Origin of the sequence: Streptomyces flavidovirens DSM 40150 (genome assembly GCF_000429085.1) — a bacterium.
Lineage (GTDB): Bacteria > Actinomycetota > Actinomycetes > Streptomycetales > Streptomycetaceae > Streptomyces > Streptomyces flavidovirens.
On record NZ_AUBE01000008.1, the window covers coordinates 188,327 to 214,360 of the forward strand.

23 protein-coding genes and 1 pseudogene are annotated in these 26,034 nt (G+C 70.1%); 14 read left to right on the forward strand and 10 right to left on the reverse strand.

Translation table 11 applies throughout. The features are described 5' to 3' along the window. Positions 1-4: 4 nt before the first annotated feature. Positions 5-1,186, reverse strand: a complete 1,182-nt coding sequence (locus G412_RS0115860; RefSeq protein ID WP_028812938.1) for a L,D-transpeptidase — start codon at positions 1,184-1,186, stop codon at positions 5-7. Positions 1,187-1,500: 314 nt separating this feature from the next. Here G412_RS0115860 and ggt point away from each other — a divergent pair, with 314 nt between their 5' ends. Further along, on the forward strand, positions 1,501-3,372 hold the full coding sequence (ggt, locus tag G412_RS0115865) for a gamma-glutamyltransferase (RefSeq protein WP_028812939.1): 1,872 nt from the start codon (positions 1,501-1,503) through the stop codon (positions 3,370-3,372). Between the two features lie 697 nt (positions 3,373-4,069). On the opposite strand, the gene map is transcribed toward ggt, so the two are convergent. Then, positions 4,070-4,837 carry a type I methionyl aminopeptidase gene (gene map / locus G412_RS0115870; RefSeq protein ID WP_028812940.1) on the reverse strand — a complete coding sequence of 256 codons (768 nt, stop codon included), beginning with the start codon at positions 4,835-4,837 and terminating at the stop codon, positions 4,070-4,072. Positions 4,838-4,878: 41 nt separating this feature from the next. Between map and G412_RS0115875 the strand changes: the two genes are divergently transcribed. From G412_RS0115875 to G412_RS0115905, 7 genes are all read left to right on the forward strand, one after another. Then, positions 4,879-5,130, forward strand: coding sequence for a helix-turn-helix domain-containing protein (locus G412_RS0115875; RefSeq protein WP_028812941.1), 252 nt, complete (start codon positions 4,879-4,881; stop codon positions 5,128-5,130). Between the two features lie 237 nt (positions 5,131-5,367). Next, positions 5,368-7,122 carry a hypothetical protein gene (locus G412_RS0115880; RefSeq protein ID WP_028812942.1) on the forward strand — a complete coding sequence of 585 codons (1,755 nt, stop codon included), beginning with the start codon at positions 5,368-5,370 and terminating at the stop codon, positions 7,120-7,122. Positions 7,123-7,307: 185 nt separating this feature from the next. After that, positions 7,308-8,150: a nitrilase-related carbon-nitrogen hydrolase gene (locus G412_RS0115885; protein ID WP_028812943.1), complete on the forward strand. Its 843-nt coding sequence runs from the start codon at positions 7,308-7,310 to the stop codon at positions 8,148-8,150. Positions 8,151-8,191: 41 nt separating this feature from the next. Continuing rightward, positions 8,192-9,445, forward strand: coding sequence for an aspartate aminotransferase family protein (locus G412_RS0115890; RefSeq protein WP_425274480.1), 1,254 nt, complete (start codon positions 8,192-8,194; stop codon positions 9,443-9,445). Positions 9,446-9,545: 100 nt separating this feature from the next. Further along, positions 9,546-10,949, forward strand: coding sequence for a dihydropyrimidinase (hydA, locus tag G412_RS0115895; RefSeq protein ID WP_028812945.1), 1,404 nt, complete (start codon positions 9,546-9,548; stop codon positions 10,947-10,949). A 27-nt stretch (positions 10,950-10,976) separates the two neighbouring features. Further along, positions 10,977-11,978: a TIGR03842 family LLM class F420-dependent oxidoreductase gene (locus G412_RS0115900; RefSeq protein ID WP_028812946.1), complete on the forward strand. Its 1,002-nt coding sequence runs from the start codon at positions 10,977-10,979 to the stop codon at positions 11,976-11,978. A gap of 60 nt (positions 11,979-12,038) precedes the next feature. Next, complete coding sequence (locus G412_RS0115905; RefSeq protein WP_028812947.1) at positions 12,039-13,598, forward strand: NCS1 family nucleobase:cation symporter-1; 1,560 nt, start codon at positions 12,039-12,041, stop codon at positions 13,596-13,598. Positions 13,599-13,674: 76 nt separating this feature from the next. On the opposite strand, the gene G412_RS0115910 is transcribed toward G412_RS0115905, so the two are convergent. Continuing rightward, on the reverse strand, positions 13,675-14,664 hold the full coding sequence (locus G412_RS0115910) for a carboxymuconolactone decarboxylase family protein (RefSeq protein ID WP_028812948.1): 990 nt from the start codon (positions 14,662-14,664) through the stop codon (positions 13,675-13,677). A gap of 168 nt (positions 14,665-14,832) precedes the next feature. Between G412_RS0115910 and G412_RS0115915 the strand changes: the two genes are divergently transcribed. The 4 genes from G412_RS0115915 to G412_RS0115930 all read left to right on the forward strand — a co-directional run bounded on the left by G412_RS0115915 (position 14,833) and on the right by G412_RS0115930 (position 18,485). Further along, positions 14,833-15,984 carry a sensor histidine kinase gene (locus tag G412_RS0115915; RefSeq protein ID WP_244283018.1) on the forward strand — a complete coding sequence of 384 codons (1,152 nt, stop codon included), beginning with the start codon at positions 14,833-14,835 and terminating at the stop codon, positions 15,982-15,984. 5 nt (positions 15,985-15,989) lie between these two features. Then, entirely contained in the window at positions 15,990-16,658 is a 669-nt protein-coding gene (locus G412_RS0115920) for a response regulator (RefSeq protein WP_051338405.1), read from the forward strand. Positions 16,659-17,002: 344 nt separating this feature from the next. Next, positions 17,003-18,250, forward strand: a complete 1,248-nt coding sequence (locus G412_RS0115925; RefSeq protein WP_028812951.1) for a PP2C family protein-serine/threonine phosphatase — start codon at positions 17,003-17,005, stop codon at positions 18,248-18,250. Further along, on the forward strand, positions 18,243-18,485 hold the full coding sequence (locus G412_RS0115930; protein WP_028812952.1) for a hypothetical protein: 243 nt from the start codon (positions 18,243-18,245) through the stop codon (positions 18,483-18,485). Before G412_RS0115925 ends, G412_RS0115930 begins: the two co-directional genes overlap by 8 nt. A 65-nt stretch (positions 18,486-18,550) precedes the next feature. Here the strand turns inward: G412_RS0115930 and G412_RS34695 are convergent. The 4 genes and pseudogenes from G412_RS34695 to G412_RS0115950 form a co-directional block, all read right to left on the reverse strand. Continuing rightward, positions 18,551-19,413: pseudogene (locus tag G412_RS34695) on the reverse strand (MBL fold metallo-hydrolase). 90 nt (positions 19,414-19,503) lie between these two features. Then, the gene (locus tag G412_RS0115940; RefSeq protein ID WP_028812953.1) at positions 19,504-20,571 is read right to left on the reverse strand and encodes an SPFH domain-containing protein; all 1,068 of its coding nucleotides are present in this window, start codon (positions 20,569-20,571) and stop codon (positions 19,504-19,506) included. Positions 20,572-20,574: 3 nt separating this feature from the next. Further along, entirely contained in the window at positions 20,575-21,006 is a 432-nt protein-coding gene (locus tag G412_RS0115945; protein ID WP_028812954.1) for an NfeD family protein, read from the reverse strand. Between the two features lie 237 nt (positions 21,007-21,243). After that, positions 21,244-21,921 (reverse strand): hemerythrin domain-containing protein, encoded by a 678-nt coding sequence (locus G412_RS0115950; RefSeq protein ID WP_028812955.1) that lies wholly within the window; start codon positions 21,919-21,921, stop codon positions 21,244-21,246. 299 nt (positions 21,922-22,220) lie between these two features. Between G412_RS0115950 and G412_RS0115955 the strand changes: the two genes are divergently transcribed. Together G412_RS0115955 and G412_RS0115960 are read left to right on the forward strand one after the other, a co-directional pair. Further along, complete coding sequence (locus tag G412_RS0115955; RefSeq protein ID WP_028812956.1) at positions 22,221-23,423, forward strand: hypothetical protein; 1,203 nt, start codon at positions 22,221-22,223, stop codon at positions 23,421-23,423. Between the two features lie 14 nt (positions 23,424-23,437). Further along, entirely contained in the window at positions 23,438-24,031 is a 594-nt protein-coding gene (locus tag G412_RS0115960) for a hemerythrin domain-containing protein (RefSeq protein ID WP_028812957.1), read from the forward strand. 54 nt (positions 24,032-24,085) lie between these two features. On the opposite strand, the gene G412_RS0115965 is transcribed toward G412_RS0115960, so the two are convergent. The 3 genes from G412_RS0115965 to G412_RS0115975 all read right to left on the reverse strand — a co-directional run bounded on the left by G412_RS0115965 (position 24,086) and on the right by G412_RS0115975 (position 26,011). Then, positions 24,086-24,661 carry a DUF1360 domain-containing protein gene (locus G412_RS0115965; RefSeq protein ID WP_078607021.1) on the reverse strand — a complete coding sequence of 192 codons (576 nt, stop codon included), beginning with the start codon at positions 24,659-24,661 and terminating at the stop codon, positions 24,086-24,088. Between the two features lie 97 nt (positions 24,662-24,758). Continuing rightward, complete coding sequence (locus tag G412_RS0115970) at positions 24,759-25,586, reverse strand: cytochrome c oxidase assembly protein (RefSeq protein WP_078607023.1); 828 nt, start codon at positions 25,584-25,586, stop codon at positions 24,759-24,761. A 2-nt stretch (positions 25,587-25,588) separates the two neighbouring features. After that, a complete protein-coding gene (locus G412_RS0115975; protein WP_051338392.1) occupies positions 25,589-26,011 on the reverse strand; it encodes a DUF2243 domain-containing protein in 423 nt (140 codons plus the stop codon). Positions 26,012-26,034 lie beyond the last annotated feature (23 nt).

Below are 26,034 nucleotides of genomic sequence, written 5' to 3' on the forward strand. Positions count from 1 at the left end.
GCTGTCAGCCCAGCGCGCTCTTCGTCTGCCAGTCCGCCCAGGAGACGTTCCACTCGCCGAAGCCGTTGTTGGGCGCGACCGTGCCCTTGGCGTCGTCGCCGGTCATCTCGAACGGGTCACCGACCTGGACGTGGCGGTAGATCCACGCGGCGTCCTTGTCGCTCATGCCGACGCAGCCCGAGCTCTTGTTGGCCTTGCCGAACCAGGCCTTGTTCCAGGGCGCGGCATGCGCGTACATCCCCGACCAGGTCAGCCGCATCGAGGAGTCGACCATCTTGTCGTAGGCGTCACCGAGGCCCACGGTCTCGGAGCGCATGTTGATCGTGCCCTCCTTGGACATCAGGACGGCCGTACCGCGCCACGAGGCCTTGTCGCCGCCGGGCGTGCCCGCCGACATCGGAACGTCCTTCACCGGCTGCCCGTCGCGCATCAGCCTGAGGCGGTGGTTGTCGAGGTCGACCTTGACGATCTGCTGCTCGCCGATGGTGAAGTGCGTGGCGTAATCGCGTACGAACCAGCCGCCGCCGGTGCCCGAGTCGACGCCGTCGAGATCCGCCCTGAGGGAGACCTTCGTGCCCGGCTCCCAGTACTCCTTGGGGCGCCAGTCGACGCGGTCCTTGCCGGAATAGTCCTGCATCCAGCCCCAGGAGCCCTCCGTGGCGTTCGAGGTGGTCACCTTGAGGCGCTTCTCGACAGCGGCCTTGTTCTTGACCGGGTGGTCGAAGACGACCGACAGGGGCTGGGCGACGCCGACGGTGGTCTTGTTGCCGGGGACCATGTTGAGCTTGTTGACCTTGTCGGGGGCCGCGGTGGTGAAGTCGGCCTTCGCGCTGCCGCCGTGGTCGTCCTCGGCGCGGACGGAGTAGTCGGTGCCAGGGGTGGTCTCGCGGTCGGAGGTCCAGGACTTCCCGTCCCCGGACACCTTCCCGTCGAGCCTGCCGCCCTTGGAGTCACTCACCGTGACGTCGTTCAGCGTGCCGTCGGCGATCTTCACCCGCACCGGCTCGCCGGCCTTGGCGTGCTTCCCGTGGAGGTTCACCGAGATCTGCGGGGCCGCCCCGGTCAGGCCGGCCGCCCCTGCCTCCTCGGCCCCGCCGGCGGAGCAGGCGGTGAGCGCGACGGCGAGCGTCGCGGTGCCGGCCAGCAGGGTGCGGGTGTGATTGCGTGTGCGGCTCGAGCGGCTCAACTGGAAAACCTCCGGTGCGATTGCTGTCGACCCGAAGAGCCGATTGAACAGGGAGCGGTTGCGCGAATGACGGGAAATTCTCCCAAATCCGCTGTGACAAATGCCGCAGAAGGGAGGGGGGAGGGGCCAATGGCCCGGAAGGCCGGGCGTACGGCCGTACCGGGCCCGGCCTCGTGATCAATGTGACAACGGTCACGACCGTCACGGCCGCCTCCGATCGGTAATCGACGCGGCGCACCGATGTTCGAGGGGGTCCTGACGCACGTGGCGTGCTGAAGTTACGCTGCGCGGACACGTGTTGACTGGAGGTACGCATGCGCCGCTCCACGGTACGAATGCTGTCGTTCTGGGCCGTTGCGGCGGTGGTGGGGTCAGTGGGCGCCACTGCCTCTTCCGCCGCGCCTGTTGCCGCACCCGCCCCCGCTCCCACTCCGGCACCCGCTCCCGCGCCGTCATCGCCGCCGCCACCCGTCAAGACACCGGTCGCCGCCGGGTACGGGGGAGCGATCGCGAGCGTCGACGCCGACGCGTCGGCCGCCGGCATCGAGGTCCTGAGGCGGGGCGGCAACGCGGTGGACGCGGCCGTCGCGACGGCCGCGGCGCTCGGGGTCACCGAGCCCTACTCGGCGGGCATCGGCGGTGGCGGCTACTTCGTCTATTACGACGCCAAGTCCCGCACCGTACGCACGGTCGACGGACGCGAGACCGCGCCGCTGAGCGCCGACAAGTCCCTCTTCCTGGAGGACGGCAAGCCCATCGCGTTCGACGAGGCGATGACGAGCGGGCTGAGCGTCGGCACGCCAGGCACTCCGGCCACCTGGGACACGGTGCTCGGCGCGTGGGGCACCAAGCCGCTGCGTACGCTGCTCCGGCCGGCGGAGAAACTCGCGCGCGACGGCTTCACCGTCGACTCGACGTTCCGCTCGCAGACCGCGGCGAACGAGGCGAGGTTCAGGGACTTCCCGGACACGGCGAAGCTGTTCCTGCAGGGCGGGAAGCTGCCGGTGGTGGGTTCCCGGATGAAGAACCCCGATCTGGCCCGTACGTACGCAAAACTGGGCCGCGGCGGCGTCGGCGAGCTGTATCGGGGTGACATCGCCCGCGACATCGTCCGTACGGTCCGCAAGCCTCCGGTCGACCCCGGCGCCACGAGGGAGGTGCGGGCCGGCGATCTGACGGCGAAGGACCTGCGGAAGTACGGCACGCTGAGCCAGGCGCCGACGAAGATCTCGTACCAGGGGCTCGACGTGTACGGCATGGCGCCGTCCTCCTCGGGCGGTACGACTGTGGGGGAGGCGCTCAACATCCTTGAGCGCACCGACCTCTCGCCCGATGCGACCAGTCAGGCGCAGTACCTGCACCGGTTCATCGAGGCGAGCCGGATCGCGTTCGCGGACCGGGGGCGGTGGGTCGGAGACCCGGCCTTCGAGGACGTACCGGTCAAGGGCCTGCTGTCGCAGAGGTTCGCGGACTCGCGGGAGTGCCTCATCCGGGACGACGCGGTGCTGACGAGTCCGCTCGCACCCGGTGACCCGCGAAAGCCCGGTGGCGGGTGCGGGGCCGGTGGGACGGCGGCGCCGACGACGTACGAGGGCGAGAACACGACGCACCTGACTGCCGCCGACAAGTGGGGCAACGTCGTCGCGTACACGCTGACCATCGAGTCGACGGGCGGCAGCGGCATCACCGTTCCCGGGCGGGGCTTCCTCCTCAACAACGAGCTGACGGACTTCTCCTTCGCCCCCGCCAACCCGGCGGTGCACGACCCGAACCTTCCGGGGCCCGGCAAGCGTCCGCGGTCGTCGATGTCCCCGACGATCGTGCTGGAGGACGGGCGGCCGCTGCTCGCGCTCGGTTCGCCGGGCGGCGCGACCATCATCACGACCGTTCTGCAGACCCTGACGGGTCACCTGGACCGTGGGCTTCCGCTGGTCGACGCGATCGCCGCGCCGCGCGCGAGTCAGCGGAACGCGGCGACGACGGAGCTCGAACCGGGGCTGTGGAACAACCGCCCGTTGCGGGAGGAGCTCGAAGCGATCGGGCACGTCTTCAAGCTGAACCCGGAGATCGGCGCGGCGACGGGTGTGCAGCGGCTGCCGGACGGGCGGTGGCTGGCGGTGGCGGAACGCGAGCGGCGGGGCGGCGGCTCGGCGATGGTGGTAACACCGACCGGTAGCACGAGCTAACCCTGCGGGGGCCTTTCCCCACCCCGCCCCGCCCCACACCGTGGCTCCGCCCCGACCCCCGCTCCTCAAGCGCCGGACGGGCTGAGTGCGCCGGGGGTGCTGCCGGGGCTCCGCCCCGGACCCCGCTCCTCAAGCGCCGGAGGGCTGGATTTGGTGGGCAGGGGCGAGGGGTGCGGGCCGGGGGAGTGGGATGGTGCACCGGGGCTCCGCCCCGGGCCCCGCTCCTCAAGCGCCCGAGGACTGGATTTGCCGGGCAGGGGCGAGAGGGGTGGGCCGCGGGGGGTGTGGGGTGTGCTGGCCGGGAGAGAGACGTGCCGGTCGGGTAATGGGTTTTGCCGGGCGGGGCGGGGTGTACCGGGCGGGGGTGGGGGAGATGCGCCGGCCGGGGGTGTGCCGGGCAGGGTTGAGAGAGGCGGGCCGGGGAGCGGGATGAGCGGGCCGCGGGGAGACGTGCCGGTCGGGGTAACGGGTTTTGCGGGCGGGGGCGGGTGTGCGGCCCTGGCCGTGACCACAACGGCCAGGGCCGCACACCCCGCCCCCGCCCGGCATATCCAGCCCGTCCGGCGTTTGAGGACACGCCCGGAGGGCGTCCGGGGGTCTGGGGGCTTGCCCCCAGTTTCGGGAAGGGGGCGGGTAGGGGACAGCGCCGCAGGCCACCCGCACCCCGCCCGCACCCCGCCCGCGCCCCACCCCACCATCACTCCACGGTCAGCACGCGCGGCCCCGCATCCGTGACCGCCACCGTGTGCTCCGCGTGCGCGGCCCGGCTGCCGTCGGACGTGCGCAGCGTCCACCCGTCCGCGTCCGCGTAGAACGCGTCCCGGCCGCCCCCGAGCAACATCGGCTCGATCGCCAGCACCATGCCGTGCCGCAGCACGAGGCCGCGCCCCGCCCGCCCCTCGTTCGGCACCTCCGGGCCCTCGTGCATCGTGCGTCCCACGCCGTGGCCGCCGAAGCCCTGCGGGATGCCGTAGCCCGCGGACCGGCAGACGCTGCCGATCGCGTGGGCGATGTCCCCGATCCGGTTGCCGGGCACCGCCGCCGCGATGCCCGCGTCCAGCGCCTCGCGGGCGGTGTCGGCCAGGCGTACGTCCTCGGGGCGGGCCGCGCCGACGCTGAAGGTGACGGCCGAGTCGCCGACCCAGCCGTCCAGCGTCGCGCCGCAGTCGATGCTGACGAGGTCGCCGTCGCGCAGGCGGTAGCCGGTCGGGATGCCGTGCACGATCGCGTCATTGACGGACGCGCAGATGACAGCGGGGAAGGGCATGGGGGCCCACGCCGGGTGGTAGTTCAGGAAGGGCGACGTCGCCCCCGCCTCCCGCAGCACGGCCCGCGCCACCTCGTCCAGCTCGCGCAGACTGACGCCGATGCCCGCCGCCTCCTGGACGGCGGCCAGGGTTTGGGCGACCACCCGGCCCGCTTCCCGCATCGCGTCCACTGACAAATCCGTCTTGATCTCAACCATGCCAATTATTATACCGGTCGGAGCGGTATTAGAATGACGGCATGGTACGTACCCCTCTCACCCCCGAAGAACGCGAACGCGGCGAGCGCCTCGGCCAGTTGCTCCGCCAGGCGCGCGGCGACCGCACCATGGTGGACGTCGCGGCGCAGGCCGGCCTCTCCGCCGAAACTCTCCGTAAGATCGAGACGGGCCGCGCCCCCACCCCCGCCTTCTTCACGGTGGCCGCGCTGGCGGGCGTACTCGGACTGTCCATGGACGAAGTCGCTGCCCGTTGCGCCCTGGTGCCGGCGTGAGCAGCACGCACCGGTGGGTCGCAAGCTGCTCACCCGCAAGTACACGTCGTGGCGGTTCTGGTTCACCGACGTGCCACCCGCACCTGAGACGTCAGCCTCAGACCGTGGTCGCGCTCAGCAGGAGGAGTCTGCGCCTTGGATGAAAACCGCCCGTAGCCGCGCCGTAACACAACTGCGGTCGAATGCCTGCGGACCGGATGGTTCCAGATGGTGACGGGCGGCAGGGGCGGGACGGCTATGACGGTGAGTCAACTCCCGGCGGAGGCCGAGGCTTTCGCGCGCTACCTGCGCGAGCTGACGGCGCTCGTCGACACGGGCGCCGGCTGGTGCGGCGTCTTCTGGCAGCGTGACCCCGACGGCATGCAAGCCTGTCTCGACGGCACCGAACTCCCACCCTGGGACGTACTGGAGGCCCTGCTCCAGGACGTGGCCGCCAGGCACGGAACGGCCGTCGCCGAGCGTGAGACCGTACGCGCGCTAGCCCTGCACGGGGCGGCGGCCGCCGCGCACGACCGCCGTCCGGGCGGGCGCGAGACGCTGGCCGAGCGGCTCGGGGCGATGCGGCGCGAGCAGGAGTACGCCGCCGAACGCGAGCGGGACCTGACGCGGCGCCTGCGGACTTCGGCGGGCGGTTCCGAGGGCCAGGGGCTCGACGCCGAACTCGCCTGGGCGCGGGACGACCACGAACGCGCCACCGCCCGCTGCGCGGAGCTGAGCACGCGACTTGCCGCCCTGGACGCGCCGCCCCCGGCTCAGGGACGCCCACCGGCCCCGGACTCGTGGTTCCGCGCTGGGGCGCCCGGACTCGCCGACCCCACCGGGCTCGCCAACCCCACCGACCCCGCCGGGCCCTGGCCGGGCCAGTCGCGTAACGGCCACATGGCGACGCCCGCGGGGGCGTCCGGGCTCGCCAGCCCCACCGGCCCTGCCGGCCCCACCGGACCCTGGCCGGGCGAGTCGCCCAACCCCACCGACCCCGCCAACCCCACCGGCCCCTGGCCCCGCCAGTCGCGCAGCGGCCACACGCCGACGCCTTCTCCTCCGCACCCCGCCCCTTCCCGAAACCGGGGGCAAGCCCCCAACCCCCCGGACGGGCTTGAGGTGGCAGCCTGGCTGGACATTCCGGTGCACCAGCGTTCAGCCCGCCCGGCGCCCGAGGGCCGGGGTCCGGGGCCGAGCCCCGGTGGGGAGGAGGGGTGGGGCGGGGGAGAGATCCCCCGGACACCTCCCCGCCGCGCTTCCGCGCCCAAGCGGCGGCCCCGCGGAGCCCGTTATGCCGGGCTCGACGACGGCGACGGCGACGCCGACGGCAGCGACGTGTTCGCCGAGCCCGCCATGCCGGAGCCTCCCGTACGGGCGACCGCCCCCCGAGGCGCCCGGTACGCAGGCGTGGCGGCGGAGGAGCCGGCCCCGCTGCCCCTCGCCGAGGACACCGCGAACCTCGCCGCGAACCTCGCCGAGGACCGCCGCGCCGTCGCCGACACCGTCGCCGTACTCCTCCAGCTTCGTGCCCAGGGGCGTACCGGCGAGGCCCACGTGCTGCTCTGCGAGGCCGCCGGGTGGCCCGACGCGCGCCGGCTGCCCGTGCTTGCCGAAGCCCTGCACCGGGCAGGGCTCGGCGCCGACTGGGCCACCCTGCTGTGGGAGGTGGCGTCGCTGCCGCCCGGCCGCGTCGCCGGCGTCGCCGCGACGCTCGCTGCCGCAGGGCTCCGCGAGGACGGCGGGCAGCTCCTGCGGCAGGGCGTCGTACGCCCCGCTCCCGAGCTGGCCGCCGCGCTGCTCGCCCTCGACGACGCGGGCGGACACGAGAGCGAAGTACGGGCGCTGGTCGACGCGTTGGTGCGCGTCCGTACGCCCGAGGACGTCGCCCAGGTCGCGCGAACCGACCCCCGCCGCCTCTCCCCACTGCTGCTCGACGCCGCGCGACAGGTGTCGCAGAGCCGGTACCGGGACGTCGTCCACGCCCTGCGCGTGGCCGGCGCCGCGCCGTAACCGCCGCAAGGCGCGTGAACATCGCGACGCCCCCGTGTCACCCCCTCGGGTGCGAAACGTGATCGACTCTGCGGGTTGACGACGATGGTCTTGCCCCACTCCCCGCCGGGGCTTACGTTCATCCCTCTACGTCCCGACTCTACGGGCGTAGAAGGTCTCTGACGTCCCGTTGAAGGAGACAAGTCATGGCCAACGTCGTACGCGCCGCACTCGTCCAGGCGACCTGGACGGGCGACACCGAATCCATGATCGCCAAGCATGAGGAGCACGCCCGCGGGGCGGCCCGGCAGGGCGCGAAGATCATAGGGTTCCAGGAGGTCTTCAACGCCCCGTACTTCTGTCAGGTGCAGGACGCCGAGCACTACCGATGGGCCGAGGCCGTCCCGGACGGGCCGACCGTACGCCGTATGCGGGAACTCGCCCGTGAGACCGGCATGGTGATCGTCGTCCCCGTCTTCGAGCGCGAGCAGTCCGGCTTCTACTTCAACACCGCCGCCGTGATCGACGCCGACGGCAGCTACCTCGGCAAGTACCGCAAGCACCACATCCCCCAGGTCAAGGGCTTCTGGGAGAAGTTCTACTTCAAGCCGGGCAACCTGGGCTGGCCCGTCTTCGACACGGCGGTCGGCAAGGTCGGCGTCTACATCTGTTACGACCGTCACTTCCCCGAAGGCTGGCGCCAACTCGGCCTCAACGGAGCCCAGATCGTCTACAACCCCTCCGCCACCCACCGCGGCCTGTCGGCCCACCTCTGGCAGCTTGAGCAGCCCGCCGCCGCCGTCGCCAACGAGTACTACGTCGCCGCCATCAACCGGGTCGGCCAGGAGGAGTACGGCGACAACGACTTCTACGGCACCAGCTACTTCGTCGATCCGCGCGGCAAGTTCGTCGGCGAGCCGGCCAGCGACAAGGAAGAGGAACTCGTCGTCCGGGACCTGGACTTCGACCTCATCGAGGAAGTACGTCAGCAGTGGGCGTTCTACCGGGACCGCCGCCCCGACGCGTATGAAGGACTGGTGAACCCGTGACCCACCACGTGAACAACCTGCTCGGCCGCCACCAGTCCGTCATGCCCGACTGGCTCGCCCTCTACTACCGCCACCCGATCGAGATCACCCACGGCGAGGGCCGGTACGTATACGACGCCGACGGCAAGCGCTACCTCGACTTCTTCGGCGGCATCCTCACCACCATGACCGCCCACGCGCTCCCCGAGGTCACCAAGGCCGTCAGCGAGCAGGCCGGCCGGATCATCCACTCCTCGACGCTCTACCTCAACCGCCCCATGGTCGAGCTGGCCGAGCGCGTCGCCACCCTCTCCGGCATCCCTAACGCCCGCGTCTTCTTCACCACCTCCGGCACCGAGGCCAACGACACGGCGCTGCTCCTCGCCACGACGTACCGCCGCTCGAACCAGATCCTGGCGATGCGCAACAGCTACCACGGCCGGTCCTTCTCTGCCGTGTCCATCACCGGCAACCGCACCTGGTCCCCGACCAGCCTGTCCCCGCTCCAGACGCTGTACGTGCACGGGGGCGTCCGCAGTCGGGGACCGTACGCGCAACTGTCCGACGCGCAGTTCATCGAGGCGTGCGTCGCCGACCTCGAAGACCTCCTCGGGCAGGCCGGCGGCCAGGTCGCCGCGCTCATCGCCGAACCCGTGCAGGGCGTCGGCGGGTTCACCTCCCCGCCCGACGGCCTGTACGCCGCGTTCCGCGAAGTCCTCGACCGGCACGGCATCCTGTGGATCACCGACGAGGTGCAGACCGGATGGGGGCGTACGGGCGAGCACTTCTGGGGCTGGCAGGCCCACGCCCAGAACGGGCCGCCGGACATCCTCACCTTCGCCAAGGGCATCGGCAACGGCATGTCCATCGGCGGTGTCGTCGCCCGCGCCGAGGTCATGAACTGCCTCGACGCCAACTCCATCTCCACCTTCGGCGGCAGCCCCATCACGATGGCGGCAGGCCTCACCAACCTCAACTACCTCCTGGAGCACGACCTTCAGGGCAACGCCCGCCGGGTCGGCGGCCTGCTCCTGGAACGGCTGCGCGCCGTCACCGCCGGCGTGCCGTGCGTACGCGAAGTACGCGGCCGCGGCCTGATGGCGGGCATCGAGCTGGTCAAGCCCGGTACCGACGAGGCGGCGCCCGAGACGGCGGCGGCCGTACTGGAAGCCGCCCGCGAGGGCGGCCTGCTGATCGGCAAGGGCGGCGGCCACAACACCGCCGTGCTGCGCATCGCCCCGCCACTGACGCTGAACGTCACGGAGGCGGAGGAGGGCGCGCGCATCCTGGAAAAGGCGCTGCGGAACGCCGGGTGAGCCACGGAGCCGCCCCCGCCGGGGGGTGGCTCCCCCCGGCACGTTCCCACGGAGCAGCACGCTCACTGCTGGACCCCCTCTTCCCTGGGAAGGAGCAGGAATCGTGAACCGTACCGTCGTCCGCGGCGGACTCGTCATCACGGCCTCCGACGAGATCCATGCCGACGTCCTGATCGAGGACGGGCGCATCGCCGCCCTCGCCACGCACGGCAGCAGCGCGTCCGGTGCCTGGACCGCCGGCCGTACGATCGACGCCACCGGGAAGTACGTCATTCCGGGCGGCGTCGACGCGCACACCCACATGGAGCTGCCCTTCGGCGGCACCTTCGCCTCCGACACCTTCGAGACCGGGACGCGGGCGGCCGCCTGGGGCGGTACGACGACCATCATCGACTTCGCGGTGCAGAGCGTCGGCCACGCGGTGCGCGAAGGTCTCGACGCCTGGTACGCGAAGGCCGACGGCAAGTGCGCGATCGACTACGCCTTCCACATGATCCTCTCCGACGTCAACGAGCACTCGCTCAAGGAGATGGACCTGCTGGTGGGGGAGGGGATCACCTCCTTCAAGCTGTTCATGGCGTACCCCGGTGTCTTCTACAGCGACGACGGCAAGATCCTCCGCGCCATGCAGCAGTCCGCCCGGAACGGCGGGCTGATCATGATGCACGCCGAGAACGGCATCGCCATCGACGTCCTCGTCGAGCAGGCGCTGGCCGAGGGCCGCACCGATCCCCGCCACCACGGAGAGGTCCGCAAGGTCCTCCTCGAAGCCGAGGCGACCCACCGCGCGATCCAGCTCGCGCGGGTCGCGGACGCCCCGCTGTACGTCGTTCACGTATCGGCGGAAGAGGCCGTCGCCGAGATCGCCGCGGCCCGCGACAAGGGGCTGAACGTCTTCGGTGAGACCTGCCCCCAGTACCTCTTCCTGTCCACCGACAACCTCGCGGAGCCGGACTTCGAGGGCGCCAAGTACGTGTGCAGTACGCCGCTGCGGCCGCGCGAGCACCAGGCCGCGCTCTGGCGGGGGCTGCGGACCGACGACCTCCAGGTCGTCTCGACGGACCACTGCCCCTTCTGCTTCTCGGGACAGAAAGAGCTGGGACGGGGGGACTTCTCGAAGATCCCCAACGGGCTGCCGGGCGTCGAGAACCGCATGGACCTCCTCCACCAGGCCGTCGTCGACGGGCACATCTCGCGCCGCCGCTGGATCGAGATCGCCTGCGCGTCCCCGGCCCGCATGTTCGGCCTCTACCCGAAGAAGGGGACGATCGCGCCGGGCGCCGATGCCGACCTCGTCATCTACGACCCGCACGCCGAGCAGACCATCTCGGCGGCCACCCACCACATGAACGTCGACTACTCGGCCTACGAGGGAAAGCGGATCACCGGTCAGGTCGAGACGGTGCTCTCGCGCGGCGAACTCGTCATCGACCAGCGGCAGTTCACCGGCCGGGCAGGCCACGGCAGCTACACGCCCCGATCCACGTGTCAGGCCCTGAACTGACCCTGAAGCCACCGGGAGGTCCACGTCATGGACTTCGGACTCGTCCTGCAGACCGACCCGCCCGCATCGGCCGTCGTCGGCCTGATGCGGCGCGCGGAGCGCAACGGCTTCCGCTACGGCTGGACCTTCGACTCCGCCGTGCTGTGGCAGGAACCCTTCGTCATCTACAGCCGCATCCTGGAACACACCGATCGGCTGATCGTCGGACCGATGGTGACCAACCCCGGCACCCGCACCTGGGAAGTCACTGCGTCCACCTTCGCCACCCTCAACGAGATGTACGGCAACAGAACCGTGTGCGGCATCGGGCGCGGCGACTCCGCGATGCGCGTCGCGGGCCGCAAACCCAACACCCTGGCCCGGCTCGGCGAGGCGATCGACGTCATCCGTGACCTGGCCGAGGGGCGGGAGGCGGACGTCGGCGGGCAGCGGCTGCGGCTGCCGTGGGTGCGCGACGGCCGGCTGCCGGTGTGGATGGCGGCGTACGGGCCCAAAGCGCTGGAACTGGCCGGGCAGAAGGCCGACGGGTTCATCCTCCAGCTCGCGGACCCGTTCCTGACGGAGTGGATGATCAAGGCGGTACGTACCGCCGCGTCGGACGCCGGACGGGACCCGGCGTCCGTGACGATCTGCGTCGCGGCCCCGGCGTACGTCAGCGACGACCTCACCCACGCGCGGGACCAGTGCCGGTGGTTCGGCGGCATGGTCGGCAACCACGTCGCCGACCTGGTCGCCCGGTACGGCGACCACTCCGGCCTGGTACCGGAGGCCCTGACGGCGTACATCAAACAGCGCCAGGGCTACGACTACAGCCACCACGGGCGGGCCGGGAACCCGGACACCGCCTTCGTGCCCGACGAGATCGTCGACCGCTTCTGCCTCCTGGGACCGGCCGAGGCGCACATCGAGAAGCTGAGGTCACTGCGCGGACTCGGCGTCGACCAGTTCGCCGTCTACGACATGCACGACGCGCGTGAGGAGACGATCGACGCGTACGGCGCCGAAATCATCCCCGCGCTCACCTCCTGAGTCACCGGACGCACCGCCTTCCTGAGTCACCGGACGCACCGGACGAAGGGTTCCGCCGCCATGACCGCGACCGTCCCCAGCGATTCCCCGCCCCCGCCTCCCATATCCGGCCCGGAGGGCCGCGTCGAGCTCGCGCCCGGCGCGGCCGGCTCCGACAGCCGCTTCGTCAACGACGACCTGCTGCCCGTGCCCGTGGAACGGCGCCGGTGGACGACGTACAACTTCGCGGCCCTGTGGGTCGGGATGGCGCACAACATCCCCTCCTGGATGCTCGCTTCCGGCCTCGTCGCCCTCGGCATGGACTGGAAGCAGGCCGTCCTGACGATCGCCCTGGCCAACGTGATCGTGCTGCTGCCGATGCTGCTCACCGGGCATGCCGGACCCAAGTACGGCATCCCCTTCCCGGTACTCGCGCGGGCGTCCTTCGGGCTGCGCGGAGCCAATCTCCCCGCGCTGATCCGGGCGGGGGTCGCCTGCGCGTGGTTCGGCATCCAGACCTGGATCGGCGGTCAGGGGATCTTCGTACTCCTCGGGAAGATCTTCGGCGGGTGGGCGGAGGCGTCGAGGATCGGCGGGCAGCCCTGGACGCTGTGGGTCTGTTTCGTGCTCTTCTGGGCCCTCGAACTCGCCATCATCTACCGGGGGATGGAAGCGCTGCGGCGCTTCGAGAACTGGGCCGCGCCCTTCGTCATCGTCGGCGCGTTCGTCCTGCTCGGGTGGATCACCTGGAAGGCGGGCGGCGTCGGCCCGCTGCTCGACCAGCCGTCGAAGCTGGGGTGGGGAAGCGGCTTCTGGCCCGTCTTCTTCCCGTCGTTGATGGGCATGATCGCCTTCTGGTCGACGCTGAGCCTGAACATTCCCGACTTCACGCGGTTCGCCTCCGGTCAACGCGCCCAGATCTGGGGCCAGTCGCTCGGCCTGCCGACGACGATGACGCTGTTCGCGCTGCTGTCGGTGTTCGTCACGTCGGGCTCGCAGGCGGTGTACGGCGTGCCGCTCTGGGACCCGGTCGCGCTGGCCGCAAAGACGGACAACGTCTTCGGGCTGCTGTTCGCGCTGGTGACGGTGCTGATCGCGACGGTGTCGGTGAACCTGGCGGCGAATGTCGTGTCCCCCGCGTACGACCTGGCGAACCTGGCCCCGAAGGTCATCAACTTCCGCACGGGAGCGCTCATCACGGGTGTGGTGGGTGTACTGATCATGCCGTGGAAGCTGACCGCCACGCCGGAGCTGTACATCTTCACCTGGCTGGGCGTGGTCGGCGGTCTGCTCGGTACGGTCGCCGGGATCCTGATCGCCGACTACTGGATCATCCGGCGGACGGTGCTGGAGCTGCCCGACCTGTACCGGCCGCAGGGCCGGTACTGGTACACGGCGGGCTGGAACTGGCGGGCGGTGGCGGCGTTCGTCGTGGGCGGGGTGCTGGCGGTCGGCGGCTCGCACTCGGCGCCGGGGAAGGGGCCGTTCCCCGACGACGGGCTGATCCCGCTGCTGAGGCCGCTCGCGGATTACGGGTGGGCGGTCGGACTGGGGTGCGCGTCGGTGCTTTACGTGGGGCTGATGTGGTCCGCGAGGTCCCTGAAGCCGACGAGCCGGCCGCCGAAGCCAACTCGCGGCTGAAGTGCGGAAGGCGTCCACGCCCAGAACACGCCCCCCCGCCCGGCCCGGCGGGCGGCCTCCCGCGCCGTACAGCCGCTCATGCGGGCTCCCGGTGGGCCGTGAGGGCGGCTTCGATGTGTTCGGTGGCGGTGATCGCGCCGTACGCAATCAGATGGACCAGGCAGTGGTCGGTGTGCTGCGGGCCGCGCCAGGCCGCCACGTCCTCGTCCGTGATGCGGTACGGCGCGACGGCGGCCAGCAGCGCGAGCCTCGCGCCGGGGCGTTCCTCCCGGCCCGGCAGCCAGTCGCCGGTCAGCCGCGGATGCGCACCGCCGGCCGCGGCGACCGCGTCCCGTACGTATGCCCGGTCCTCGTCGGACAGCAGCCCGCCGCCGAGGCGCGCTGCCTCCCGGAGGCCCGCATAGGCCGTGCCGGCCGGGGAACCGCCCGCCCAGGACGGTTCGGGACCCGGCGTTTCCAGCAGGCCAAGGCTGGCTCCGGGCGTCAGCCGGCGGCGCACCGTGCGGGACAGGGACCGGCCGGCCAGGGAGCGTACGAGGCGGTACCGCTGGGCGTTGCCCGGCAGCATGTTCTCCGTCAGCAGTGACGACACGATCCGGTTGATGAAGTGGAAGGCGAGCGCCGTGCCGATGAACTCGGGTGCGTGCGCGGCGGGGACGGGCGGTTCACCCGCGTCTCCCGTCCGCGTCGCCTTCGCCCAGGCGAGCAGCGCCGCGTGCCCGGGGTCCGCCGGGATCTCGCCGCGTGCGACGACCTCGGCGAGGTGGTGGTCGCCGGTGGCGTGCAGCAGCACGGTGTGCGCGTCGACGCAGAAGGGGCAGCGGTTGGCGAGCGACACCCCGGCCGCGACGACCTGCTTGGCCGTACGGGAAGCCTGCCCGGCCAGCAGGGACTCGCGCAGCAGCGCCCAGGCGCCGGTCAGCAGCGGCGGCGAGGGGGAGAGTACGACGAAGGTCGTGGCGTCCTTGATGCCGAAATCGGTGGCCAGTTGGGCGTACACCTCGGCGGTGACGCCGGCCGCGGCCTTGGGAGGTACGGGATCGGTGTAGCGGAAGGGTCCGGTCATGGGGACGATGCTCGCCCGCCGGCCCCGCCCCGGTCGTCGTACGGCCGGAGGCATTCCCGGCTGCGCCGGCCACCCCACTGTCACGCCGCCTCTACTTCCCCGGTAGTAGTGCGAAAGCCGTCTCTCCGGAGGAGGCGCGGGACCGCGAGCGGCGTCTAGGGTGCGGGCATGCGCGGGGAGCAGGGGGAGCAGCGGGAGATGCGGGAGCTCGGCGCCTGGCGAACGGGGCTCGTCGACACCGCACTCGCGGCCGTCATCGGCGGCGCCGTCCTGCTCGCCGCCTTCGCCGTGTCGGGCCCCGGCCCCAGTACCGCCGACGTAGTCCTGATCACGGCCGGTTCGCTCGCGCTCGCGGTGCACCGCAGGGCCCCGGTGGTGTCCCTGGTCTTCACCGCCGCCTGCATGCTCGGTTACGTCGTCCACGCGAATCCGGGCACTTCGGCGGCCTTCCCGGTCATCGCCGGGGTGCACGTCGTGACCAGGGCCGGGCACCGGGCGGCGGCGGTCGGGGTGAGCGTCGTCTTCCTCGTGGGGTTCTTCCTCGCGAGCCCGTCGGGGGACGGGATCGAGCGGACGCTGCTGCTGCACGGCTGGTTCGTCTGCGCCGGCGTGACCGGACTCATCGACAGGAACTGGCAGGCGTACCTCCGCCAGACCGAACAGCGCGCGGCCGAGGCCGAACGTACGAGGGAGGAAGCGGCGCTGCGCAGGGCGGGGGAGGAGCGGCTGCGGATCGCGCGTGAGCTGCACGACTCGCTCACCCACTCCATCTCGATCGTCAAGCTCCAGGCGGGAGTGGCCGTCCATCTCGCGCGCAAGCGGGGCGAGGATGTGCCGGAGGCGCTGCTCGCCATCCAGGAGGCGAGCGGCGAGGCGATGCGCGAGCTGCGGGCGACGCTGGAGGTGCTGCGTACGGACGTCGTGGCGCCGGGCAGCGGCCTGGCGAGGCTCGGCGAACTGGTCGAGCGGGCCCGTACGGCCGGCCTCACGGCTTCGGTGAGCGTCACCGGGACCGAGCGCCCGCTGCCCGATGACGTCGACCGGGCGGCGTACCGCATCGTCCAGGAGGCACTCACCAATGTCGCCCGGCACGCGGGCCGCGCGAAGACGTCCGTACGACTCGCCTACGCCGCCGACCACTTCTCCATCCACGTCGAGGACGAGGGCACGGCCGTCCTCGGCGGATCACCCCCCGCCCCCGGCACCGGCCTGACCGGCATGCGAGAGCGCGTCGCCGCCCTCGGCGGCACCCTGCACACGGCTCCGCGCCCCGGCGGCGGCTTCTGCGTACGCGCCGAACTGCCGCTGGGGGTGCGGTGAGCGACGTGATCCGGGTGCTGATCGTCGACGACCAGGCACTCATGCGGGCAGGTTTCCGCGCCCTGCTTGGAGCCGAGGACGACATCGAGGTCGTTGCCGAGGCCGCCGACGGCCGCCAGGGGCTCGAACTCGCCCGCCGGCACGTCCCGGACGTCGCGCTCGTCGACGTGCAGATGCCGGTGATGACGGGCATCGAGACGACCCGCCACATCGCCGCCGACCCGGCGCTGGCCGGGGTGCACGTCGTCATCCTCACCAACTACGGACTGGACGAGTACGTCTTCGACGCGCTGCGCGCCGGGGCCGCGGGGTTCCTCCTCAAGGACACCGAACCGGCCGAGCTGCTCCAGGCCATCCGCATCGCGGCCCGCGGAGACGCCCTGCTCTCACCGTCCGTGACCCGCCGCCTCATCACCGAGTTCGTCGCCCGCCCGCCGGACCGCCGCACGGCCCCCGGCTTCGAGACGCTCACGCGACGCGAGTGCGAGGTCGCGGCGCTGGTGGCCCACGGCCTGACGAACGAGGAGATCGCCGGTCACATGGTGATCAGCCCCTTCACCGCCAAGACCCACGTCAGCCGCGCGATGATCAAACTGGGCGCCCGCGACCGGGCCCAGCTCGTGGTCTTCGCCTACGAGTCGGGCCTGGTGACCCCGAAGGGCGCGCAGACCTGACCTGCAACGTGGTCAGAGACGCGTGGCGCTGACCTGCAGGGATGCTGCTTCCGGATCCTTTCACGGGTCCACCGGCACGAGTGACCACAGCCCGACGCTCGTCCCAGCCCTTCGCCGACTTAGGCGGCCTCTCCCTCTGGTCACTCATGCGCCCTCGTCGGGATTCACCCGCGACCAGGTGGCAGAGCTGGAGTGTGGATGCCCACGGTCGGGATATACGTGCTGTGACGTCCGTTTTGGGCTTCTCGGTTCGTCTGCCGGAAACAAGACAGTGCCTCTTGGGGCCATGGGGCCATGGGGCCGGCAGGGGGATGCGGGCGGTCCCTGTCGACAGGCTGACCGACATGGCTTCGCTCGAGGATTGCGCTCGCATGCTCCGCGCCTTGTTGCGGATGAGCCACCTCTCCGCATTCGAGGAGCTGCCGGCCCTCGTTGACCGACACGCGGGCGAGGCCGGGCTGCACCGAGCGCGTATCTACGTGGCCGATATTCAGGAAGTAGTGCTGCGGGAAGCCACCGGGCGGGGCGTGGACGCCGGGCACGGTGGGCAGGAGCTGCGGATCGACACCACGCTGGCGGGTCTTGTTTTCCGCAGTGCGCAGTCCCACTCCGCACCCGTCGACGGTCGTGTCCAGCACTGGCTGCCCGTGTTGGACGGTACAGAACGCCTCGGTGCCCTGAGCGTCGTAACTGATGATGAGCCGGACGAGCAAACGCAGGCAACGATGGAAGATCTGGCGTCGCTGGTGGGGATGCTGCTGGTCTCCAAACGGCACCACAGCGACTCCTACGCCCGCCTGACCCGCGTCAGCCCCATGTCGGTGTCCGCGGAGATGCAGTGGACGCTGATGCCGCCGCGGACCTTCGCCAACAAGCGGGTGACCATCGCCGCGGCGATGGAGCCCGCGTACGCCACTGCGGGTGACGCCTTTGACTACGCCCTGGCCGGCGACACGGCCCACCTGGCGGTCTTCGACGCCATGGGCCACGACACCTCGGCGGGACTGACCGCCAATCTCGCCATGGCCACTTGCCGCAACCAGCGACGCCAGGGCAGCGGCCTCCCCGAGGCCCGCGACGCCATCGAAGCCACATTGATGGAGCAGTTCGCCCATTCCCGCTACGCGACAGCGGTGCTGGCCGACCTCGGCCTGAACACCGGTCTGCTGACTTGGGTCAACTGCGGGCACCATCCACCGGTCCTGATCCGTGGCCGACGCTGGACCGCCCACCTCGACTGCGCACCCAGCCACCCGCTGGGCACCGACCTGGGCCTACCGGCGGTCCTGTGCCGCGAGCAACTGGAGCCCGGCGACCAGTTGCTGCTTTACACAGACGGCATCATCGAATCCCGCGACGCCAAAGGGCACGAGTTCGGCCGCGACCGCTTCGTCGACTTCGTCATCCGCCACCAGGCCGACGGCCTCGCAGCCCCCGAAACCCTGCGCCGACTCGTCCGCGCTGTCCTCGAGCATCACGACGGACACCTCACCGATGACGCGACCGTCCTGCTGTGCGAATGGCACGGCGGCACCGAAACAGCCTCACCCGTCCAGGAGGAGGGCGTGTCCGGGGCTGAGACACATGGCTGACCCACACATCGCCAGGGCACGGCCTTCCGAACCGCACGGATATCCACCGGAACCGTGGGACCTGCGCGGGCAGCTGTACCTGTCTGTCTTTGCCATCCCCCGCGCGGACTTCCGCGTCTGTCCGCCCGACGGCACGCACCCCATGCTCGTCGGCGGGCGCCACATGGTCGGAGTGGCGTGGGCGGTCTACGAACCCGGAAGCGTCCTGCTGGGCAGGGGCCACCCTCCCGGATGAGACAGACCCGCATCGCTCTGGCCTCCGCGCAGTCGCTGCACAGCCCCCGCGTCGGAGACCCCGCGTCATCGCCGCACGTGCCGCGGGAGCAGAGTCACCTCTTCGGCACCGGGGCCGACAAGGACGCTTCGGCCCCGCTCGCAGTGCACCACATCGGCGGCGAAGCCCCTGCTGCTCGCCTCCGCGAGGAAGTCGGACAGCGGGGAGCGCATGACCCCGTACTCCTCGTAGTGCACGGGAAGCAACCGGTGCGGGCGGACGGCCCGGACGAGGTCTGCTCCTTGCCGTGCGTCCATGGTGACCAGCAGGCCGCCCGGCAGCGTCGTTCCGCCCAGGTGGATCACGGCCAGTGCAGGGCTGGGAAGCGCCGGGCGATCTCCGCGATTCCGGGGAACACCGTCGTGTCACCGGTTACGTACACCCGAAGTGCCGGGGCAGCGCCCACCGCGCCGAACTCGAGCAGACTGCCCATCACCGGCGGCAGGAACACCTGCGCCCCACGCGGTCCGTGCCGGCCCGGCAGGGCGGTGACGCGTACCTGCGTCGTGTCGCGCGTCAGCAGCTCGGACTGCCAGGTGCGCAGACCCACCGCGCGGGTGAAGCCGTGCAGCCCCTGCAGCCGGCGGGACGCGTGTGGTGTGGTGATGATGGGCACACCGCGGTCGAGGCCCCGGCGGGCGACCCGGTCCCAGTGGTCGCCGTGCAGGTGGGAGAGGACTACGGCGTCCAGGTCGGACGGCAGATCACCGACTCCGACAGCGGGTTCGGTCAGTCGGCGCGAGAAGAGCCCGTTGCCGAGGTACGCGAAGCTGCCCCGATGAAGGAAGTTCGGGTCCGTCAGCAGCGTGAGCGGCCCGTATCGGATGAGCAGTGTGGCGTTGCCGATGAACAAGATCTCCGCGAAGCCATCAGGCGGGTGGTCGGGCATGACATGCACCTCACGTGGGAGCGACCGGGACTCACCGCAGTCGGCCGCCGGCCGTGCTGTTCGTCGTCGGTGGCCGGGTGCGTCTGCACCTCAGGGTTCGCCCGGTCCGCTGCGTCCGCGGTCAGCGAGAGGTGGTCCGGGAAGGCTGCCGGAGGTGACCCCATCCGCTTTTGCTGCGTCGGCGAGGGCCTCAGCGGCCGCTTCTGCCGCCTGAGCAGCGTCGTCGGCGGCCTGGGCAGCCCTGTCGTCCGACGCTTTCTCACGGGTGGCCGGCGACTGGGGCAGCACCTCGCTGAAGGCGCGGGAGACCTCCTGGAGCGCGGAGGTGACCTCGCTGGGGATCACCCAGAATGTGCTTCCCGGGCCTTGCGCGAGTTGGGGCAGCATCTGGAGGTACTGGTAGGCGAGCAGCTTGGGGTCGGGGTCGTTGCGGTGTACTGCCTGGAACACCTCGTCGATGGCGCGCGACTGTCCCTCGGCCTTGAGGATCTCGGCGGTGCGGTTGCCCTCCGCCCGAAGGACGGCGGACTGTTTGTCGCCTTCAGCGGTGAGTATTTGTGATTGGCGCTGTCCTTCGGCCCCCAGGATCGCGGCCCGCTTGTCCCGCTCGGCCCGCATCTGCTTCTGCATCGCGTCTTTGATGGACTGCGGGGGGTCGATGGCCTTGATCTCCACCCGGTTGACTCTCAGCCCCCACTTGCCCGTGGCCTCATCGAGTACGCCACGGAGCTGGTTGTTGATGGTGTCGCGTGAGGTGAGAGTTTTTTCCAGGTCCATGGATCCCACGACGTTGCGCAAGGTGGTGACGGTGAGCTGCTCGACGGCCTGGAGGAAATTCGCGATCTCGTAGAAAGCCGCTCGTGGGTCGGTGACCTGGAAGTACAGGACGGTGTCGATCTCGACGACCAGGTTGTCCTCGGTGATGACCGGTTGCGGTTGGAAGGAGACGACCTGTTCCCGCAGGTCGATCACGGGATGGACGCGGTCGATGTAGGGGATGACTACGTTGAGGCCGGGCTTCAGTGTGCGGTGGTAACGGCCGAGTCTTTCGACGTTGCGTGCGCGTGCTTGGGGCACGATGCGTACCGCTCGCAGCACGGTGAAGACTGCGAAGAGCGCGACGAGCAGTCCGGCGACGAGGAACGCCGAGGCTTCCATGGCTCACTCCCGTGGGTAGACGAGTGCGGTGGTGCCGCTGATCTCTATGACGTCGACGGTCGTTCCGGGAGGGATCACCAGCGTTTCGTCGTAGGCGCGGGCCGTCCATTCCTCGCCGCCGATGCGAACCCTTCCCCCGAGGGCCGTCACCTCGGAGACCACATAGGCGGCCCTGCCGACCAGTGCGTCAATGCCGAAGCGCTCCGCCTGGGGCTGAAGCATGTGGCGCAGCGCAACGGGACGCACGAACAGCACGCTGACGGTTGCGACGATGGTGAACACCAGGAATTGCCAGACCAGCGGAAGCCCGACTGCGGTGAATCCCGACGTCACCAGCGCGGCCACACTCAGCATTCCGAGGGCAGCAGTGAGAGTGAAGATCTCTGCGACAGCCAGCACCGCTGCGACGATCAACCAGATCAGCCATGGATCCATTGCGTGCCTCCCGGCCGGTGCGGGTGTGGCTGGACGACCATCCCTGGGCCCCGTGCGCGTGACGGCGCGCCTCTGAGAAAAGCTCGTGCGTAGCGAGCGGGCCTGCGCTGGGGAGAGGCACCCAGGCGATCACCTATTTGGGGTAATTTTACCCGTTGAAGTGGGTGGTCGCCGCGCCGCCGGCCGAGAGCTCGGGACCGACAGCGGTAGCAGGCCCCCAGCCGGCCGGGAGCTCGCTCAGTGTCGGCGTCGTACGGCAGTGACGACCAGCCACGTTGCGAGTACGGCGCACCCTGCCAGGACCAGCCGCCGGCTGTTCGGCGCGCGGGTGCCGACAGGCAGAAGATCGCGAGCGCGGTCCAGTGCGCTGAGCGGAACACCGGCCACCGCGTTGCCGGGAGGCCGACGCGACACCGCTGGGTGCGGGTGGGTGGGCGCCGTACGGCGAACGGTCTCCCACGCGGATCCCAGCTTCCGCAGGCGTGCACGGTCCAGCGCCTCCTGCAGCCGCGGCAGCAGGAGGTCTTCCTCGTCTCGGATGTCCTGCCGGATCAACGCGAAGGCCCGGCCGGCCAGCTGGTCGTGACCGGCGTCCTGGGGCTCCATGCGCTCCATCTCGGCGACCAGATTGTTGATCTCCTGGTGCTCCTCCTCCACCTGGGCAGTGAGCTCCTGACCGTCCGGGGCGAGACGCCGGAGCGCAGGCCACAAGACGACCTCTTCGGCGAAGGCGTGACTGAAGGTCAGCTGAACGATCTGCTTCAGTATCCGTCGCTGCTCGTCCTGCGTTTCGCTGCCGGACTCGTAGAGGTTCATCGGGCGGTCGAGCTCGGCGTGGTCACGTCGCTGTCGTGCCAAGACGCTGGCCTCGCCGCCGAGTTCCTGGATGCTCTGTTCGGCTATCGAACGAGTCATGCCCTTTCCTCCCTTTCCCATACGCCAACGAACGATCCGGGAATGAATCCGAGGACACCGACCAGCAGGTTCTCTCTCCTGCAGGCGGCTTCGGCACCCCTGGTCCAAGCTCTTGCACACCAACCCACTGCCGCTTCATTGGTGGTACGGACGGGTGAGAGTGGGGTTGCCCGGCGCGCGGTGCCGCAGTCGCCGCTCATGGGACCCGGAGCATGGCCGACGTTCTGTCGTGCCCCGTGTGCACAAGGCGTACCGGGGTACTCCGGCAGTTCGAACCTCGGTTCCTCAAGGAGACCCGGATGACGTTCAATCCCTTGGAGCAGCGTGGTATTCCGCTGGACCGCCAGCTCAGGAACTGGCGTGAGCTGAATGTAGAGCCGATCGACCCTGATCACTGTGATCCGTACACGCGGTGTCGGATCATCACGATGAACGGTATCGAGGTGGAGGCGATTATGTTCAGCCACCAGCTCGCCCGTAATACGGCCGATCCGGAGATCAAGAGGCAGCTCGCGAGGACCCGTTACATCGAGGCGCAGCAGCAGAAGGCAGTGAACTGGCTGCTGCCCGGAGTGTCGTCTGTTCTGGAGACGACGATCGCCTACGAGCAGGTGGCGGTAGACCTGACCGCGTGGATCGCGCGGATGGAACCGGACCCGTATCTGCAGCAGGCGTACCAGTTCGGTGTGCTGGAGGACTTCGATCACCTGTACCGGTACGCGAACCTGTACGAGATGATCGAGCACCGCAAGGCGGAGTCGATCGTCGACGGTCTGACGGAGGTCATGCCCGGCAGGCCCACCAAGTTCCATCACCGCAATCCGGTGGACAACGTCCGGGACCCGTACGACCGGACGCGGACCGATCCGCTGTCCAAGCTGCACGCGCTGACGGTCCTGTCGGCCGAGCAGCAGACGATGAACTTCTACATGAACACCGGCCCCACCTACATGGAGCCGATCGCCCGGCAGCTCTACCAGGAGATCGGGTTGATCGAGGAGGAGCACGTGACTCACTACGAGTCGCTCGTCGACCCGGGTGAGACGTGGTGGGAGCAGTTGGTCAATCACGAGTACAACGAGTGCTACTTGTACTACTCGTTCATGGAGCAGGAGAGCGACCCCAAGGTCAAGGCGATCTGGGACCTGCACCTGAACATGGAGCTCGAGCACCTGCACATCGCCTGTGACCTCATGCGGCGCCACGACGGCCGCGAGCCCCAGGAAGTGCTGGCGCCGCGGCTGCCCAACGTCCTGACGTTCGAACCCAACAAGGCGTACGTGCGGGAGCTGCTCGACACGCAGATGGACCTGACGACCCTCGGTGCCGGCTACGTCCGTGATGCGCACGAGCGCTTCGAGCAGATGCAGGAGCAGATCCATGGAGGCGAACAGCCGCCGAGCGAACGGGTGATGACCCAGCACGACCAGATGTTCGGCCGCGAGTACCGGCTGGAGACCGAGGGCGAGCACCCTGACCCCGCCATGCGCGAGAACACCTGACGGGAAGGATTCACATGACTGAGATCCACACCCACCGGGCCGGTGACGACCACGCGGCCGACAACGACGTGGTGGCGCTGCTCATGCGCCAGCACGGAGACATCCGTAACCTCTTCGACGAAGTCGAGCAGTCGACAGGTGACAGGAGGAAGGACGCCTTCCGTCGCCTCGTGCGTCTCCTGGCGGTGCACGAGACGGCTGAGGAAGAGGTGGTGCATCCTTTCGCCCGCCGGAGTCTTCCGGGCGGTGAACAGGTCGTCGAGGACCGGCTGGCGGAGGAGCGGGCGGCCAAGGAAGCACTGTCGGCGCTCGACGACATGGACATCGACGACCCGAAGTTCCTGCCCCGGCTGCTGGCCCTGAGGGAAGACGTCCAGGCGCACGCACGTGCCGAGGAACGCTACGAGTTCACCCACATTCGCCGCAGCACGGACGCCGCCAAACTCGCCTTGATGGCCAAAGGAGTCAAGGCGGCCGAAGCCATGGCGCCCACCCGGCCTCACCCAGGAGTGGAGTCAGCCGCAGCGAACGTCGCGCTGGGACCCGTGGCCGCCCTGATGGACCGCACCAAGGACGCCGTACGCAAAGCAATGGGCCACGACGGCTGAACTGTAAGCACTGCCCTCAGGCAGCTCACGACTGGCTGAGGGCACCGCCTCGGCTCACTCGGTGTTCTTCTGTACCAGGCAGTCGTATCCCAGTTGCATGGTGTCGGCGACCGCAAGGGCGGTGAGAGCGCCCGTCACGGTTCGCGTGGCACGCGGCCACAGCAGGTGGGCACCGGTGATGGTGGTCGTCAGCCAGACGCTCAGGCAGAACGGGCAGGTGACGAGCTCGCCCACGGTCGACCTGAGGTCGCCTCCGCGCGGGCTCTCGCTCACCTCGGCTGGGCCGGTCGCCTCCTTGTAGCGCGTGAACGGCGCCCGGAGGGGGCTGGTGACGGACCCTTTGCTGAGCAGTCGCCCCAGCCGGAATGTGGCCGCCGCCGTGAACAGCGTGTCCAAGGGGTCGTGGCGATCCGGCAATTTCGTCTTCCGCATGCCGACTGCCGCACCCCAGGCGGCTGTGTACGCACTGAACGCGACTACGGCCGCGAGGTGCCCGCCGAGTCGGCGCTCCTCCCGCGGGGAGTAGTCCTTGCTCGCTCGCCGCAACGCCGGCGGCAGTACGCGTTTCAGTGCCCGCTGCACAACTCCGTCCGCAGGGCCGCGACCGTCGTGCTCAAGCCTTTCAGTCATGAACCACAGGTATCCTTTCGGCGCCCAAAGAAACGACATCGGCTGCCATTCGCTCGACGGGCGGTGTGCCCGGGCGGTGCAGGCCACCGGCTCGCCGTCACAGCGCTTTTGACACCATTCGCGGCGGCGGCGTGCGGCGCGAGCGCAGCAGAGCGCGCCCGGTGGAGGCGTACCACTGCGCGGCGATCACAGTGGCGAGGGCGATCTCGATCAGATCCCCGCCGTAATACATCAACTGCGCGCCCGTCCGCAGGTCTGCCAGGGCGTAGGAGGTGCCGGGCGGTGCCGTCACGTACAGCGACTTCGCCAGGACGGCATGCGCGGCACCGATCGCCAGGAGCGTGCCGCCCCGCCACGACAGGCTCCACTGCTGCCGGACGGGCTCCAGGTGGCACAACGAGACCGTGAGCAGTATCCCCGCCATGAGCACATGCGCGTGCACTGCGGCATGGAGGAGCACCTGATGGTGCGTGCCGGCCAGGAGGGTGGTCCGGTAGAGCAGCAACAGTCCGCCGACATTCAGCACCGCCGCCACCGGCGGACAGAGGAGCCATGTGACAGGCCGGGAGTGGGCTGTGCGTACCAGCAGGTGACGTACGCCCCCCGGCGGCAGTGCGCGGAGGGCCAGCGTCAGCGGCCTTGCCAGCATCATCAGGAGCGGTGCGGCCATACCGCCCAGGAGGTGCTGCGCCATGTGGGCCGTGAACGGTCCGCCCGGAAGGACGGACGGCATCGCGCCGGCCAACGCGGCGGCTCCGGCCAGGAACGACATGTCGCGGCGTACCGGCCATCGATCACCCCGTCGCCGCAGCCGCGCGGCGACGGCGAGATACGCGGCGGCCGCAAGCAGGGAGACGGCGCCCGTCACCAACTCCGACGGACCCACGCCGACGAGGTCCGGCGCGGGGTGGACGTGGACCGGCATGGTCAGGCGGACCGGTGGCGACGTTGTGCACGGACGGCCAGAACCATACCGATGAGGAGCAGAACGAGACCGGCGATGTTCCACAGCACGTCATAGGGGGTGACATCGACGCCGTACCGGATTTGATGCAGGCGCAGCACCTTGTGGTCCACGATGCCGTCGAACAACTGGAAGCCGCCGAGTCCCAGGAACACTCCGGCCCGGGCGTGGGAGCGAGAGAGCGCGTCACGGCGGCGGAGGTCGGCGAAGAGGAAGAAGCCGGCCACCAGCGCGAGCAGTTCGGCGGTGTGCAGCAATCCGTCCGACAGGAGACCGATACTGGCGACCGACCGGTCGTAGAAATGGTGCCAGCCGAGAATCTGGTGGAAGACGATCTCGTCGACTCCGGCCATGATCCCCACGCCGATCAGCGCGCAGACCGCCATCGACCGCCGGGGGCGGGGTGACG